The organism is Pedobacter sp. SG908 (assembly GCF_011759615.1).
In the GTDB taxonomy this organism is placed as follows: domain Bacteria; phylum Bacteroidota; class Bacteroidia; order Sphingobacteriales; family Sphingobacteriaceae; genus Pedobacter; species Pedobacter riviphilus.
The window spans coordinates 3,498,718-3,514,973 of record NZ_JAAOYY010000001.1 but is presented as its reverse complement, the minus strand read 5'-3'; the positions used below and the strand labels follow the sequence as shown (position 1 = coordinate 3,514,973).

17 protein-coding genes are annotated in these 16,256 nt (G+C 38.1%); 7 read left to right on the top strand and 10 right to left on the bottom strand.

The features are described from left to right. Nucleotides 1-19: 19 nt before the first annotated feature. Complete coding sequence (locus tag FHT21_RS14260; RefSeq protein ID WP_167295304.1) at nucleotides 20-670, bottom strand: hypothetical protein; 651 nt, start codon at nucleotides 668-670, stop codon at nucleotides 20-22. A gap of 355 nt (nucleotides 671-1,025) precedes the next feature. On the opposite strand from FHT21_RS14260, the gene FHT21_RS14255 reads away from it, so the two are divergent. From FHT21_RS14255 to FHT21_RS14245, 3 genes are all read left to right on the top strand, one after another. After that, entirely contained in the window at nucleotides 1,026-1,586 is a 561-nt protein-coding gene (locus tag FHT21_RS14255) for a sigma-70 family RNA polymerase sigma factor (protein ID WP_167295303.1), read from the top strand. Beyond that, a complete protein-coding gene (locus tag FHT21_RS14250; protein WP_167295302.1) occupies nucleotides 1,567-1,836 on the top strand; it encodes a hypothetical protein in 270 nt (89 codons plus the stop codon). The genes FHT21_RS14255 and FHT21_RS14250 overlap by 20 nt, the downstream gene beginning before the upstream one ends. A gap of 78 nt (nucleotides 1,837-1,914) precedes the next feature. Beyond that, nucleotides 1,915-2,604, top strand: a complete 690-nt coding sequence (locus FHT21_RS14245) for an ATP-dependent Clp protease proteolytic subunit (protein ID WP_167295301.1) — start codon at nucleotides 1,915-1,917, stop codon at nucleotides 2,602-2,604. A gap of 147 nt (nucleotides 2,605-2,751) precedes the next feature. Here FHT21_RS14245 and FHT21_RS14240 read toward each other — a convergent pair whose 3' ends face one another. From FHT21_RS14240 to FHT21_RS14210, 7 genes are all read right to left on the bottom strand, one after another. Beyond that, nucleotides 2,752-3,978 carry a phage tail protein gene (locus FHT21_RS14240; RefSeq protein ID WP_167295300.1) on the bottom strand — a complete coding sequence of 409 codons (1,227 nt, stop codon included), beginning with the start codon at nucleotides 3,976-3,978 and terminating at the stop codon, nucleotides 2,752-2,754. Between the two features lie 737 nt (nucleotides 3,979-4,715). Continuing rightward, on the bottom strand, nucleotides 4,716-5,348 hold the full coding sequence (locus tag FHT21_RS14235) for a hypothetical protein (RefSeq protein WP_167295299.1): 633 nt from the start codon (nucleotides 5,346-5,348) through the stop codon (nucleotides 4,716-4,718). Between the two features lie 55 nt (nucleotides 5,349-5,403). Continuing rightward, nucleotides 5,404-5,763 (bottom strand): ferredoxin, encoded by a 360-nt coding sequence (locus FHT21_RS14230; protein WP_167295298.1) that lies wholly within the window; start codon nucleotides 5,761-5,763, stop codon nucleotides 5,404-5,406. 169 nt (nucleotides 5,764-5,932) lie between these two features. Beyond that, a complete protein-coding gene (locus tag FHT21_RS14225) occupies nucleotides 5,933-6,472 on the bottom strand; it encodes a hypothetical protein (protein ID WP_167295297.1) in 540 nt (179 codons plus the stop codon). 329 nt (nucleotides 6,473-6,801) lie between these two features. Next, nucleotides 6,802-7,284 carry a hypothetical protein gene (locus FHT21_RS14220; protein WP_167295296.1) on the bottom strand — a complete coding sequence of 161 codons (483 nt, stop codon included), beginning with the start codon at nucleotides 7,282-7,284 and terminating at the stop codon, nucleotides 6,802-6,804. A 540-nt stretch (nucleotides 7,285-7,824) separates the two neighbouring features. Then, on the bottom strand, nucleotides 7,825-8,313 hold the full coding sequence (locus FHT21_RS14215) for a hypothetical protein (RefSeq protein WP_167295295.1): 489 nt from the start codon (nucleotides 8,311-8,313) through the stop codon (nucleotides 7,825-7,827). Between the two features lies 1 nt (nucleotide 8,314). Further along, the gene (locus FHT21_RS14210) at nucleotides 8,315-10,321 is read right to left on the bottom strand and encodes a hypothetical protein (protein WP_167295294.1); all 2,007 of its coding nucleotides are present in this window, start codon (nucleotides 10,319-10,321) and stop codon (nucleotides 8,315-8,317) included. Nucleotides 10,322-10,758: 437 nt separating this feature from the next. Between FHT21_RS14210 and FHT21_RS14205 the strand changes: the two genes are divergently transcribed. The 3 genes from FHT21_RS14205 (at nucleotide 10,759) to FHT21_RS14195 (ending at nucleotide 12,548) form a co-directional block, all read left to right on the top strand. Next, nucleotides 10,759-11,163, top strand: coding sequence for an EVE domain-containing protein (locus tag FHT21_RS14205; protein WP_167295293.1), 405 nt, complete (start codon nucleotides 10,759-10,761; stop codon nucleotides 11,161-11,163). Between the two features lie 305 nt (nucleotides 11,164-11,468). Then, a complete protein-coding gene (locus tag FHT21_RS14200) occupies nucleotides 11,469-11,975 on the top strand; it encodes a hypothetical protein (RefSeq protein ID WP_167295292.1) in 507 nt (168 codons plus the stop codon). Between the two features lie 9 nt (nucleotides 11,976-11,984). Beyond that, nucleotides 11,985-12,548, top strand: coding sequence for a hypothetical protein (locus tag FHT21_RS14195; RefSeq protein WP_167295291.1), 564 nt, complete (start codon nucleotides 11,985-11,987; stop codon nucleotides 12,546-12,548). A gap of 69 nt (nucleotides 12,549-12,617) precedes the next feature. On the opposite strand, the gene FHT21_RS14190 is transcribed toward FHT21_RS14195, so the two are convergent. Both FHT21_RS14190 and FHT21_RS14185 read right to left on the bottom strand, forming a co-directional pair. Next, entirely contained in the window at nucleotides 12,618-13,799 is a 1,182-nt protein-coding gene (locus FHT21_RS14190) for a cation:proton antiporter (RefSeq protein WP_167295290.1), read from the bottom strand. Nucleotides 13,800-13,868: 69 nt separating this feature from the next. Continuing rightward, nucleotides 13,869-14,390 carry an acyl-CoA thioesterase gene (locus FHT21_RS14185; protein WP_167295289.1) on the bottom strand — a complete coding sequence of 174 codons (522 nt, stop codon included), beginning with the start codon at nucleotides 14,388-14,390 and terminating at the stop codon, nucleotides 13,869-13,871. A gap of 247 nt (nucleotides 14,391-14,637) precedes the next feature. Here FHT21_RS14185 and FHT21_RS14180 point away from each other — a divergent pair, with 247 nt between their 5' ends. Continuing rightward, nucleotides 14,638-16,125, top strand: a complete 1,488-nt coding sequence (locus FHT21_RS14180) for an alpha-amylase (protein WP_167295288.1) — start codon at nucleotides 14,638-14,640, stop codon at nucleotides 16,123-16,125. Nucleotides 16,126-16,256 lie beyond the last annotated feature (131 nt).

Sequence of the window (16,256 nt, the reverse complement as noted above, 5' to 3'; positions counted from 1 at the left end):
ATGAGTGTTATGTAGATGTTTAATAATTCTCCATAGACCATGCTGAATCGATACGTTCTAAATCTGCTTCTGGATAATTTATTTCTGCTTTATTCAATACTTTTTTTGTGGGGTCGAGTATTTGCCAAAGTGTTTCATCAATTTCAGCAAGGTTATACTTTATTATTTTTTTAAGTTCTGCCTTGAGATAAAAACTGTAATGAAGCCCTGCCGAAAATCCTTCTAACATACCTTCATTTGGATAAGTGAGTCTATACACTTCTTGCCTAAAATTAATTAGGTCTTTGAAGAGCCAATGGATGTCTATTGGTCTAAGATTGATATATTCTTCCATGTCTGGATACAGAGAAGTAATTGTAGTAATTATCTTTTTTTGTAATTCTAAATTTTCATCTTTTTCTCTGTCAAAAAGAAATTCGCCCTGTAGCAAATATTCGAGATTTGTTAGTTTGTTTAGTTGTTTAGCTCTGTTCAGTTTCTGCTTTTCTCCAGCAAATGAATATTTTATTTGTACTAGGGGATTAACATATTTCTTTGAAAGTCCCAATGCATCCTGTAGTACTTCGATTTGCGAAAGTCTGATTTTCGCTGGTTTAGAATTCTTTCTCTCTGGCAACGACCATAGGTAATTATAGTCTAATACTTTATTTAATAGATCTTTTGCTGTCATAATAAATTGTAATCTATTTGAAATACCAAATTTGAATTTGCAAAAATTCGTTTCAATCGTTGTTAGAACTTAACCCACCAATTACCATCATTGTCCGATCCAAATGAAATTGGGGTTTGAACAGATGGGATACGAGTTAGGTAATCAATTAGGGTTTTGAATGCTCTGTCATCCATGGTATGTAGCGATTAATTTAATGGCTAATATAAGCACTGCAATAATACATCTTGTACTTTTTGTTTTAAATCCGACATCAAGAATTGCTGCACTTTAACCAGACCACCAAAAAAATAATTACTAATTTTAGGTGATATCTGGTCAAAAATACCCACATACTATTAAAAGCATAATAATCATGACAGCAACATTCATTAATGAGAAGCCTAGCCAACGCGAAGCGCTTTTTATGAAACTCTACAAAGAGGCCTTCCCTTTGGTTGCAAGGCATGTGAGCAAGATGGGCGGATCGTTCGAAGAGGCAAAAGACATTTTTCAGGATGCCCTGGTGGTATATTATGAGAAAGTACAGGTTTCGGGATTAAAGTTGAAGTACCAGGAGAAAGCCTATTTATTTGGAATTGCCAAATATTTATGGATCAAACGTTATCAGGAAAATGACAGACAGGTTACCCTTGATTCCTTGGGCCTTGTTTTTAATGAAGAAATCGATTCGGCTGATACCCGCTATGAGGAAGTTTCTTCGGGGAAACTGTTGCGTTTACTAGAGCATGCCGGACAGAAATGCATGCAATTGCTCAGTGCTTTTTATTATGAAAAACTGGATATGGAAACACTGGCCAGACGTTTTGGCTTTTCGGGTGCACGCTCTGCAACTGCCCAGAAATTTAAATGCCTCGAAAAAGTTAAAAATATGGTTAAAGCAAAATCCTTAAAATATGAAGACATTGTTGAATGAGCTCCGTTTAATTGAGCATTATCTGCTGTCGGATGCTAAGGATGGAGAAAGTTTCCTGTTCGAAGCCAAAATGATCTTACAGCCTGAACTTAGAGAGCAAGTGTATTGGCAGAATAAAACCTACCAGGTGGTGCGCGATTATAGCCGGAAACAGCTGAAAAATGAAATCAATAACATACACGAAACGCTGTTTAATACCGTTGAGCATCAAAGTTTCAGGCAAAAGGTAATGCGTTTGTTCCACAAATAAACAATCAATTTAATTTATACATCATGCCCCATTATCGAGGCAGGGGCATCGCTATGCCCAAAATTTAAAATCAATACGATGGATATTAACAAAGAATTCCGCCTTTATGCGGTAAAACACCAACGCTTAAACAGCCTTTATGTAGATCAGTATATGGACAGAACCGCCGCTTATACTATGCCTGTTGCCATGACGCCCTATATTACGGAAGAACGCCAGCTGAATGTAGCACAGATGGATGTTTTCTCTCGGCTGATGATGGATAGGATTATTTTTTTAGGGGAAGCCGTTGATGAGCGGAATGCAAATGTGATACAGGCACAATTGCTTTTTTTGCAGTCGGTTGATACCAAAAACGACATCCAATTGTACATCAATTCGCCTGGTGGATCGGTTTATGCAGGCTTTGGTATTTATGATACCATGCAGTATATCGCGCCAGATGTGGCTACCATTTGTACAGGCATTGCACTTTCTATGGGTTCGGTATTGTTGTGTGCGGGAGCTGCCGGTAAACGTTCGGCCCTGCAGCACTCGAGGGTCATGATCCATCAAACCTCGGGTGGGGCAGAAGGAACGGCTATTGATATGGATATCAGGATTAAAGAGGTGTTAAAAGTCCAGTCGGATCTGTACCATATTTTGGCGAACCATAGCGGACAAAGTTATGAGCGGATAAATGAAATTGCCAGTCGTGATTATTGGATGACCGCCACCGAAGCAAAGGAATTTGGAATGATAGATGAGGTGTTAACGCGTGGGGAATAGGGTTTTGTTTGATTTAAATATATCTAGCACAAGTCAGCTGGTTCTTTAGCTTAAAAATAATGCGCAATGCTCAAAATAATCAATAAAGGGCCACAAGGCCTATGCGACTCTTTATTGATTTTGTGCTTAGTTATATAGCATAATGCCTTAGTTAATTTTGATATAATAATAAACCGATATATTTTTTGGCCTTGTCTCCGTACTTATTCTGGGGTCACCATATCCGGCTGGTATTCTTCCCTCAGTATTTATGGCAGCCGTTCCTTCAACAGTATATCTTTGTCTTGGCGTATTTGGCGCTTGTTTCTCAGAAATCAGTACACCAACGTTGTCTTTATCAAGATGTTTATGGCCCTGGAAAGAATCACTTTGATATCCGCCAACAACACGGGTATCCGGATCACTTTTCTCTTTAGTAACTGCAGGTACGGGCTGGTAGGGATCAAAAATATTTAACCCTCTAACAAACATCCCCCGTAAATCAGGGACATTAATTTGCGATGTTAATATTTGAAACTTTGAATTAGGAACCGGACGGCCATCACAAGGTGCCCATTTACTTTTATTGGAAGTAAAAATTCCCCCCGGACTCTTATCGTGATTTTTCGTAACGGTATTAAACTGTTCATAATTCAAATAAGATGTAATAATGGTTCCGATTGGAAACTCCTTGGTACTCGTCATATTATCCTGCGCAGAAGCTTTGCTAGAGAATGAACCCCGGTCAGTTTGAATGGTTAAAATCACATCTTCATTTGCAGGCCGCTTACAGGTTACCAGTGTGGTAAAACCCTTTAATGATTCTCCTACATCGAGTTTGCCACTTAATAGTGCGCTGGTGGGGTATACGTTAAATGAGGTGACTTTTGGCATAGAGTCGCCTGGTGATGAAGGACGGTAATGAATGGTAAACACCACTGCATCTTCTGTTTCCACATTTGTACCCTGAATAAAACCATATAGGTTGTTCTGCCCGTTTTTGGTTACGCAATTAACGTAGGCTTCATATAAATTCGTGTTTGGTACCGATTGCAGCAGCATTTGGGCGTTTTCAGCACCTATGTTTAGTTCTGTAATAGACAACAACTTGGTCTTTAATTCTGTATACTTATCTTCCGAATCATTTGCGCCGATTGAGAATGGTACCCCTTTAATTGGGATGGTTAAAGAAGCGCCCCATTTACCAGATTTCATGTCCGATTTGAAGGTTTCAGAAAGATAATAAGTTCTTAAATCGTGACTAAATGAGTTGGTGTTCGTCATTTTAGTAAAAGAATAGAGGCCGTCAGATAATAGTTTTTCACATTCCTGGGCATAGACTGTTGATGTTATTGAACCTGACAATAACAAGGGTATTAGTAGTTTGCGTATCATTGGATTTTGATTTTAAGCAAGTTAAAGGATCGATTTTCTTTGTGAAATACCTAATAGCGGGTATTATGTCTGGTTTTTCTGGCTTATTTTAGTATATTAGGTTAATCAAAAGGGATGATAACCCCAATCCATCCATCTGATTAAAAATCCCCCCAAAGAAACTATTCTAAAGTCCACCTTCATGCCACATTTACCCCACGTTTAGGCCACCTTCCGGCCAGGTTTGCCTTGTACCTGCCTGCACACTGCTTCGCACTTGCTTTGCTTGAGTTATAGCCCTGTTGTAGATTAGGTAGGTCAAAGATTTGCGTAGCTTTAGCGCAGCATGTTAACAATAGCTAAAAAAAAGGTAAAGAGAAGGTTATCTTAAGGTATGGTTGGTCTATGGCTTTGTCGGAGCCTTGGTAAGGACTATAACCGGCCATTTGGGATTTTTGGGATCAATCGCAAAAGTTGGGGGGAATAGAATAATTCGTTTCTTTTGTATCTTATAACAAGTACAAATTTCCTTGGCTCCTGGCAGTTTATGCTTAAAGGCATCAATATCTCATATAAATCTGCAGCCGTGTCCCTGAATACGGAAACATGTTCACTACATTTAGCGCAAGTCTTAGCGCTGGCCAAAGTATAGGCCTGACTTGTGATTAATAAATCCGTCAATTAAATCTCTGTTAAGCACAAGTCATCCAGCCCACTAGCGTAGACGCTAAGACTTGCGCTAGTACGAGTAAGTCTTCTTATTTCTTTTGCACAAGAATGTTTAACCAATTATCCCTCTCCTGTACAACTCCTAAATATTTATGATACCTAAGTCCTGACGCGTTAGCGGTTGCGAATTGTTCAGCTAAATCTGCATATTGCTCTGCTTTCTCTTGTTGTCCTTTTATCTTGTTAAGTATTGAAAGAATTGAATTCACTTTATACTTTTCAATTGGAAACAGAAGTCCTGAGTAACGTTCCAAGAGCATTTTTTCAAGCTCATCAAATAATTCGGACTTGTTTGTTTTAATAACTAGCTCTGAATAGTCTAAATAAGCCTGTGTTCTAACGTTGGGATAAATTTTTTCAAAATCAAGCGCTTGCTTGTAAAAGTCGATGGCTAATTTGTAATCTTCATTTAGTTTGTAAATGTCAGCAAGGGTGTGAAGTGCGGAACCTTTGTTGAAATTATCATCTGGATATTCAGCCAACATTTTATTGAGCAAAGTTTCAGCAACGATTAATAGCTCCTTCTTTTTTGTATCAACTAATTCAATCGCTTGAATCTTTAAATATTGCGCTCGACTATCCTTTCTTGCTCGTACAAGTTTAGCAAAGAATTCCTCTTCGTCAATTTTTGTCCAAGTTTTTCGTCTGTACCATTCAATCATTTTAGTAGTTGTTAAGTGCCTGGCATTTCAGTATTGAAAAAATCAAAGATTTGTGTCATTCTAAATCCTCCAGTTTATAATCACATTCTGTTTGTAAACCTAAATCATAAAGTCTCTTAAGTATTGCCTTGTCTTTACCACCGTATCTAATACCAGAAATGCAAGAGACTTCCATTGCACTAATTGCTCTATCTAATTCGTTAGCAGTTGCGGGTTGTTTCTTAAAATAGCAGTGCCCATATTCGATTTTAGAATGTTCTATTAAGTCTGGTGCTTCTGCCTCAGGTGCACCACAAGTAATACAAACCTGGTTCTCTACATAAAAATCTCCAATAGAATTTTCAGGATACCTTTCTGGTAACGGTATATCTTTATCTTTTGTTTTTGTTGAAAATATCTTTTTCTGGAATTCCATTTAATATTATGATTTTGTTACTTGATGTGTCTTGTTAAAATTACGACCAATTCAATGCGCTGGCGCATGCTTGCCGCGTGTAAATAAATATTATAGGATGCACCAGTATCAAATGCACACACGGCACGCGTGCGCTAGCGAAGGCTGCATTAATAAATACTATTTTACCTCAACTTTGTTCATATACCCTTTTTGCATGATCATAACTCCGATACTTCTCATGATTAAGCCAACTAATCTTTGTCCCTTGGTTAATTAGCGCACGATGCGCTTGGTATCCATCAAATTCAGGGTTGAGTTCAAATTCCCCATCATAAAAGCAAGTAGCCTCCCTTACAACCTTACCATCAATAACTGTTAAGTATAATTGATGCACCGTGATATCTGCGAAATCTTCAAAATATTCGAGTATGAATCTGTCTGGATTAATTTTTTTTATTAACGAAGCTAGTGCTGAAAAGTCGTAGGTAAATAGTTCTTCTTCATCGTCATCATATTTATCCTGCACTGCTGAAGAGGTATTTAGCGCAGTAGACAAGTCATTACAACTAAAGACGTGAGCAATAAAAACGCTAAGAGAAGGCCAGTATACATCATACCTATCAGGGTCTAAAGGTATTACAAATGCTCGATTTTCCCGAAAGTGTACGATTTCAGGAGGTACGACCGTATCATCCAATACTATTAATGCACAAATTAGTTGAGCCATATCTTTAATTTTATTAAATATAAATCATACCCATGCATATCCAAAATTTAGCCATGTAGTTGCATCATTTAAATATGATACTTTTATCAAGCTTTCAAACCAATTAAGTAAATGAGCAACGGAATAAATAGGCTGTGCGGTTGCCACGCGAGTGTTTATGCCGCAGATCCTTTAAGTGTGTCGAGATTATAAGCTTAAATTTGTTGAATAATTAAATTATTAATACCAATCCCATTTGATACTACGGGTGCATCATCTTAATATTTAATTCACACGCGGCACGCGTGCGCCAGCAGGGGGGGTAAAAATTCCATTGGTTTAATTAAGAGTTATTGAAGTTTATCAAATGCTTTTTTTGCCGTGGCATAGTCATAATATATTTCTTCATTGCTAGACCAAGATTCATCAACGCCGATAATTTTATAAAATGGTCCGGGATCACAGAGATTTTGAATCTCCGGGGTAAAGATAGACTCTTTCATTATCTCATCATCAATTATCGCAAGAAACAAACAATCTTGAGGTCTATCAGCAAAAGTAGAGTTATATTCTATTACAAATGTATCCAGATTAAAGCTTTCAATAATTTCAATGATTGCGTTATCCTTATATTCAGTTTTATATCGTATATATGAATGATAATGAGATAAATACTCTTTTAGCGTGTCAAAATTTGCCGCTTGCTCGATGAACATTTGAATTATATATTCGGTACAGTCTAACGGAATTATTGTTGTGTTTTTTTCTGAAAAATGAACGAGTTCACGATTAAAGTCTCGTTTGTTATTGCTTAATATAGCTCCTAAATCCATATTTAAAGATATAAAATATCTTATCATCTATTAGCTTGCTTGCTGGCCGACATGCGTATGGAACGAAGGTCGTTGCAAAGAAGTTCGTAGAACGATGCAACGATATGCTTATGTAATTGTATTATTTTAATTTGATGGTGTTTATTACTTGAACCCAATACAGATATTTTGAGTTCCCGATATAACCACTCGTTTTAAGTGAATCAAGCCTAACAAGAATTAATTCTAGAAGTGGGATAGACTCGACTTTATTCTCCCATTCTAACGCAAGTCTTAGCGCACATTGCCTCAAGCATTGGCCTGACTTGTATTAAAAAAGACTTTAAATTAAATTACTCATCAAAGCACAAGTCATCCAGCCCGTCAGGCTAGATACTAAGACTTGCGCTAGTAGGGGGTATGAAATTAAAGATTCATAAGCCTTTTTCAATGGGTAGTTTTTCAGTGCCCCTCCAAAAGGCGGATAGCCTTTTAAGGAAATCGCGAATATGTCTGCAATTATAATAAGATGCGATCTATTCAAACAATAATTTAATAAAATTAAGGTTGAATAGATACATTGACATGAGGCAAGCCTCGTTTTAAATTATTCAATTGGGCATTCGTCATTATGGCAGTCATTAAATGCAAAGCTTTAAGTTTTTTGCACGACTTTAAAACGTCAATGATCTGTGACACAGAACTGGCATCACCTATCGAAAAAGAGATATTCTCCAAATTTGGTAGTCCTTCTAGTTCATAAGGTAATTCTTTAACAAACAAGCCTACTAAATGAAGATTTTCGATGTTTTTATAAAATCTTATTGAACTTGGAATCGTGTAGTAGGTTGCATCTGGTGGCATCTGATTAAAAGGGGGATAAACTGTTGTTTTATCGTTCCTTATTAAAATAGTTGTCGCCTCAAGGGACCCCGGGTTTATTTTTTCGTACCCCTCAAGGAAATTTTTAACTGATATGTCTAAGACCATAGGTTTATTGCAAGATGAATACAAAATTACAAAAACGAAAAGAATGCTGATTTTTCTCATACTATAAATTTTTTATACGATTCTTCAAATCAAAATATACTTTCTGAGCATCCCGAGTTAATCCTTGCTCAATTTTTAAGTAGATTATCTGCTCACCATCTGGATTTGTTATTGCGGTTATTTCATTCATAGTGGTAATAACTTGTGCTCCATACGAAGAATTTATAAGTTTCTTCCACGCTTTATCATCAAATACTAAAACGGCAGCACCAATACCAGGTAAGTTGGCTCTGTGCTTCACCTGTCTTACACCTTCATTAAATGCTTTAAACAAACTTTGTTCGGTATTCTTGTCAGCATTATATGTTTTCACCTCATAGGCAACTGCCGTTGTAGTTTGACCAGCAAATGTCAATCCTTTTGGATGAGAAATTTTATTAACAGTAGGAGTTCCATCTATCGTATTGTAATTAATAGCGATCTCAAACCCTGCGGGACCAAAAGATGGTAAGGATCTTTGAAGGAAAACATCAATATGTGTCGTACCCACATACTTACCTATTACCACATCTGCAGGTGGAAATGTTGGAACACTAGTTAATCGCTTAACGAATAGTCCTTCTCCTATTGCGCCAATCGCTTTGCTATATCCATCAACGCCAGCTAGTCCTTTTGCTGTTTGATGAAAATGTTTTATACTGGTATTATTTGCACCTGCGAATGCCCAATAAATCCAAGGATTATAATTTTCTATTACTTGAGAAACAGGATGATTTTGTGGGTAATCTGGCTCAATTTGATTATGAAAACCAAAGTATTCAATATTATCTCGAACAAAAGAAGGACTGCCATTATTATTTATATCGAAAGTTAGATCATTGCTGTTATTATCGAAATCACTAATAAAATCTTCGATCGAAAAAACATCTCTAATAAATGAATTAATTTCAGTTGGATTCTCCGCTAAATACTCGATCGACCAGTTTAAGAAATCAACAACTTCTGGCGTTTTTCCTTTAGCCGCTATATAAGCTAAGTGGTCATTTACAATTGCTGCATTAACAGGATCATTAATAAACTGTAATCTTCGATTATCACCAATATTGAGCATTTTTATGAGTAGCGCCGAGTTGGTTATCTGTTCTATCTCTTCAAGAGAGGGGGAATCATCACATGGGGTGTTTTTCTTTCTGGTGCTGCCATCTAGAGGGGGTTCGTCACAAGGGTTATAATTTCCTGGTGTATAGGGGCTTGTTTCACCATCTGTTCCTCCTCCGCCGCCACTACTGCCTACTGGAGATTGTACCCCATCTTCACATATCTGATAAGATTTCGGAATGACATGATAACCCGCTCTATACTCGCCGGCTGGAACAGATGCAAAAGGATCATTCCAAATGCAATTTGGGTCATCGGGCATATGATTTCCGCTCGAACAACCATAAGGCACATAATCATACAGGTAATAAGTGGTACATGCCCTGGTATTCATAACCTTGTTCGGTGCCGACATTATTTTTTCACCTGGACTAGCTTTAAAAGATGATAATGCTTCAGTTAGGTTTAATGTTTCCAAACTAATTGGAATAAATGTTATATCGCCCTCAAAAGCAATAGTATGTTTCTTTTTATAGGCCTCATTCCAAGCTTTTGTTGGCGTAAAAGTGGTGATGAATGCAATCGTTTTGTCACCTTTAACCTCTATCGTTAAATTACTGAACTCTACAGCTCTTGGACTAATCAATGGCATGGCAAAAATATAACTCACGGCATCTTCCGTTATCAATTTTTGTATTACATCTGTATTAACTGATAGTCCAAAGCCAACGCCATCACTAATAGACATGATTTTACCAGATCCTGAAGCAAATCTCTGTTTTAAGAAACCTAGCTTGTCTAAGTTAACAGAACGTTTAAAATCAACAAAGCTTATTTTTTGTATTTCAGCATCGGATTTCGGAGGTTCCTTTTGTAAAAGCAAGTCTTTTTTACAACTTTGTGCCAAGAGGAGGCACATAAGAATTAGGCAAGCCATAGCCCTACCTTTAGAGAGAGTTAATTTTTTCATCGTTAATTTAAATTTTCAAAATTGAGAGAAATAATAGCCTAAAAGTATAACAACTGAATCGCTGCTCGAAATGAAATACTTAAATTTTATACCAAATCAAATAGATGGGCTATTTTTACTTAGCAGACATACATTTTAATTTAAAAAATTACATGAATGCCCTTATGTCTATTAATGACTCACCGTCTGCGAACTGAGAAAATGTGTGAGAACTGGTAGCTGCAAAGTAGCGAGGTTCGATCTATGTTTTAACACAAGCGCAGCGCAGCATTTTCGATAGAGCAGGTGAGCTGAAAAGCGGAGCCTGATTAGATTTATCTAGGATGAAGCGCAGTGCTTAATCTCCATATATTTTCTCCATTCTTTCTTGACTATTTCCTAATCCATTCCCTTTTCTTAGTTTTGAGGGCATAATAATAGAAATAAACATAATTAGCATGAATCATTGGTTAGTCAAATCAGAGCCTTTTAAATACAGTTGGGAAAAATTTAATCAGGATGGCCGTACCTTTTGGGATGGTGTGCGTAATTACCAGGCGCGGAATAACCTGAAAGCCATGAAAGAAGGCGATTTGGTGCTTTTTTATCATAGTAATGAAGGTAAAAATGTAGTGGGTATTGCCAAAGTAGTAAGAGAGTTTTACCAGGACCCTACAACTGATGATACGAATTGGGTGGTGGTTGATTTATCGCCTGTAGAAAGCCTGAAAAACCCGGTTTCTTTAGAGCAGATCAAAGCTGAGCCGAGTTTGGTTGATATCTCATTGGTACGCCAGGGGCGTTTATCGGTAATGCCATTAAAAGCAGCAGAATTTGATAAGATTTTAGAAATGGGGGCGTAGGGTTAGTCCGGAGTCCCAAGTCCAGAGTCCCAAAGTCTTAAGTCGGAAGTCTTGAGTCTATTTAAGGGGGGTAATAAAGTTGGGAGTTTGGAGCTGTGAGTTTGGAGTCTTCCCGCTAAGCGACTAGTGCCACGCACTAAATTTTGGAGTTGAGAGTTTTCTGTTGGGAGTTTTCACGCTAAGCGCCTAATGCTACGCACTAAAGTTTTCAGTTGGCAGTTTTCAGTAAGCAGTTGGCAATTTCAGTTGTTAGTTATTAATTTCAGTTTTTATCGATATTTTTATCTACGATTGACACCCTCTACATGAAATTTAAAATAATTGCATCGCTCGTTGTTCTGGCCACCTGCTTATTCGTGAATCGAAGTAGCGCACAGGAATTTAACCACTACCAGGTAAAGGTAAAAACCGATTCTTTAGGTACACATAAAGGCATCTTAGCACAGATCAATAGTGAGGGGCTCACGCTCGATCTTGATGGAAAATCTGTGGCGATAAAGGCCCGGCATATTATGAGTATCCGTTTAAAGAAAAACAGCTTCACCACAGCTCAAGGCTTATTGTACGGAACAATTTGCGGCGCAGCTATTGGTTCTATGGCGTTTTTGGGTGATCTTCCTGATGATTCGCGGTTGTTTATTTTAGCAAGTGTAACATCTGCCGGAATGGTAGCTGGCGTAGGTTATGGCCTGGCATCTGAAATTTTAGCAAATAAAATGACGCTTAAAATCAATAAAGACGCCAGTCTGTTTGCAAATGAGTATCACAAACTGGAAAAGTATTCAAAAGCATATTATACAGACAAACCTTAATACTTTAATATGAAAACCATCTGTTTTGTGCTCATCTTTTTTCTCTCCTGTACGCTATTAAAAGCTCAGGGAGTAAAGCCATACATTGCCATCATTAAAACCGAAAAGGCTAAGTACAAAGGTATTTTACAAAGGGTAGATTCGGTAAAGGTGGTTTTAAATCACGATGGTACGCTTATTCCGGTACTGCTCAAAGAAATTAAAACGGTGCAGATCCGTGCCGTTAAAAAAGACTTTAAAGGCATCAATCTCATTAAAGTAGGGGATGAGGATCCGGATGAGTACCATACAGATGAGCGGGGTAAAAGCGTTGACAAATTTGGACACGAAGCACCCGATTTAAAAGACTATGCCGCCATCACTTTTTATTCGGTTATTTTTACTGCAGTGGGAAATGCTCTTGCTTTACCTATTCATGCCATTAACCCTAATGTAGCACGTTTTAAGTTTAACAATGAAGGTGCTAAGCCTATAAACGAGCTGAGTTATTATTCTATTTATTACCAGGCCAATCCAAACGTACTGGCTGAGCTGCAACAATTAAAAAGCATATCATCTTCCTTTAAACCCTAGGCGTTGGCTATCAGTTAACCGGTTTAAACAATTAACCGATTAACCAGTTTCCACAATCAACCCAATAAACTAATGAACCACCGTATTTCTCTTACTCAAAGTGATACCCAGCGTCATTACAATACTCGATCCCAGTACAACCAGGAATAAAAAAGGTGTACCCACTTCTGGTATTTTTAAGGAAGCTGGCAGGTTGAAATAAAGCAAAATACTGATCAGTCCTCGGGGGGCAATGTATAAAATCGGACTCAGGTTTTCTTTTTTGAATATTTTGAGAAATACCACTCTGATGATGTAAATCGATATCAAAATGAAAAAACCATTAGCCAGTACAATTTTATCGTTCAGGCTACTGATATTCATGGTAAAACCAAAAATAACAAAGAAAAAAGTGCGTAATATAAAAGCACTTTCTGCCGATAATTGATAGAGTTGGGATAAATCGGCTGTTAAATTTTTATATAAAAAGATCCCTCTAAACCAGGCATTCTCGATGGCATCGGCATTGTTCAGGAATAATCCGGTGCTTAAAATTAAAACCAGTGAAGATAAATGGTATGACTGGCCAATGGCATATACCAGTATCAGTATGGCTATAATTAAGAAGAATTTAATGTGGTGTACCAGTCGGCCCATTACGTATAACAACACCACGCAGGCAATGGCCGATAGCAAAAGGATGAGGAAGGTACTTAAACCCAGGCCAATAAAAGCAGAGGTATTGATCGAGTGGTTGGTAATGGCAAAGTTGAAAATGATAATCCCCAAAATATCAGAGAAAGAAGATTCGTAGATCACAAATTCTTTATCGGTATTGTTTAATGCTGCCGCCGAAGGGATGGCAATAGCCGAGCTGATTACGCTAAAGGGAATGGCATTGGCAATACAGGTATATAAATCGTGATGCGTGATCTGGTAAATAATACTGGTTATTACCACGATAGTTCCAGCTAAAATGCTTAGGGCAGAGAAAAAAGCACTGCGTATAATCTTGTTTTTATGCCTGTCGTATTTAAGCTCGAGCGAGCCCTCAAAAACAATTAAAATTAAGCCTACAGTACCCAGCGTGGGTAGAATAGACAGGAAATTGAAGGTTTGTATCTTGAGGTTATCGACCAGCAAACGTAAACCAATACCTAAAAGGAGCAGCAATAAAACCGAGGGTACTTTGGTTTTACTCGCCACTAAATCAAACAGATAAGAGAAAATTACTAATCCGCTTAAAATAATAAGAATGGTATAAGTTGTCATATTTTTCAGCGTAGGGTAAACGCTAAAATAAAACAATCAGGCTAAGCTGAAAGCAATTTAATGTAAAAATTATGCTTTAAAGAAAAGTGCCTTGAGTTCGCTGGCCTCATCGGGGTCCATTTTGCCTCCTAAAACCAGTCGTAATTGCCTGCGGCGCAAAGCACCATCAAATAAATCAATTTCTTCTGGCGTTTCCGGAACAAGTTCGGGTACCGGTATGGTACGTGCACTCTGATCAACCGCAACAAAGGTATAATAAGCCTCATTACTTTTTTGGCGTGCACCACTTGGAATATTCTCTGCCCAAACATCTAAACGAACTTCTACCGAGGTATTAAAAGCCCTTGTAACTTTGGCTTCGATGGTAATTACATCACCTAATTTAATGGGCTGTTTAAAAGAAACATTATCAACCGAAGCGGTCACCACAATGCGGTTACAATGTTTTTGAGCCGAAATTGCCGCTGCAATATCCATCCAATGAAGCAGGCGTCCGCCCATTAGGTTATTTAAGGTATTGGTATCATTTGGTAATACCAATTCGTTCATGATGGTAAAACTTTCTCTGGCAAATTTCTTTTTTAAACTCATTTGAGGCAAAAGTAATTAAAATGTGGTGAAATAGCATAGGCGGTCTTTACGCTGAGTGATCATATTTAGAAAAATTAAAGCATTTGGACGGAGTTGTTTTCGAGGGATTGTCATTGCTAGGCACGAAGCAATCTTAATGCGCTCGCTATTAACGATAGTTGTAATCAGTGCGAAATAGATTTGGGAGCGTGTTATTTAAAAACAATTCATCTTTTATCATGTTATCCTAACAAAAAAAATCGAATTAATGCAGAACCAGACCCTGATCCAATTTTTCCATTGGTATTATAATGAAGAACAAAATTTGTGGACTAAAGTAGCTGCCGAAGCGAGTCATTTAAAAGAAATTGGGATAACTGCTGTCTGGTTGCCGCCAGCCTATAAATCTAACAATGCAGCTTATGATGTTGGTTATGCGGTTTACGACCTTTTCGATTTGGGCGAGTTCGATCAGAAAGGAAGTGTGAATACCAAACATGGCTCCAAAGATGAGTATATCAAAGCTATTGAAGCCCTGCACGATAATGGAATTGGAGCCTTGGCCGATGCCGTTTTTAACCATAAGGCAGGTGGCGATGAACTGGAAAAAATAGCCGTTAGAACGGTAAATCCTGATGACAGAACTGAATTTACCAGCGATGTTTTCGAAATACAAGCCTGGACAAAGTTTACTTTCCCAGGGCGGCAGGGGAAATATTCTGAATTTATATGGAATCATGAGTGTTTTAGTGGGGTAGACTGGGCCGAAGACCTCAAAAAAACTGCTATCTATTCGATTCAGAATTATTTAGGCGAAGGTTTTGAAGAGGTTCCATCAACCGAATTTGGCAATTACGATTACCTGATGTTTAACGATATCGATTACCGCAACAGGGCTGTAATTGAAGAGTTAAAATACTGGGGCGAATGGATAGTAGAAACCACTAAGGTAGATGGTTTTCGGTTAGATGCGGTTAAACACATCAATCCAGATTTTATTGTTGAGTGGATCGATCACCTGAACCAAAAATTTAACCGCGAATTTTTTATCGTGGCCGAAGATTGGAATGTGGTGGATAGAGAAGGACAATTGAAATATATTGAAATTACCGGCGGCAGGACACAAATATTCGATTCGCTTTTGCACCATAATTTTTTCCTGGCGAGTAAGGACGAGGAATTTGATATGCGAACGATTTTTGACGGAACATTGGTACAGGTGAAGCCCGATCTGGCGGTAACATTTGTTGATAATCATGACTCGCAACCTTTGCAGGCGCTGGAATCATACGTCGATTTTTGGTTCAGGCCTCTGGCTTATGCAATGATCCTGTTGCGTATACAGGGTATTCCCTGTTTATTCTTCCCTGATCTGTATGGAGGGATTTATGACGATAAAGACAAAGAAGGTGATGAGGTACACGTTGAGCTGGTGGCCATTCCGGTAGTAGAAACCATGAGTAAAATCCGTACAACCTTAGCCTACGGTGAGCAACGCGATTATTTTGACCATGGCATTTGCGTTGGCTGGACCCGCGCTGGTGATGATGAACATGAAAATAGTGGCTTAGCGGTATTGTTAAGCACAGGAGAGGAAGGTTATAAAGAAATGGAAATCGGTAAACACTTTGCCGGAAAAACCTTTGTTGATGCCTTAGGCTATCGCCAGCAGGAAGTAATTATTGATGAAAATGGCTGGGCGGAGTTTCACTGCAACGCCGGAAGTGTATCGGTTTGGGTATTGAAGGTGGGGTAGGACTGTCAATTCCATGCCCGGGCTCAATATCTAACCCACGCGTCATTCCCGTGCAGACGGGAATCTTAACGCAGCTTGCAAACCCAGCTTAATGCTTTAAGATCCCCAATCAAGTTGGGGATGACGATCGC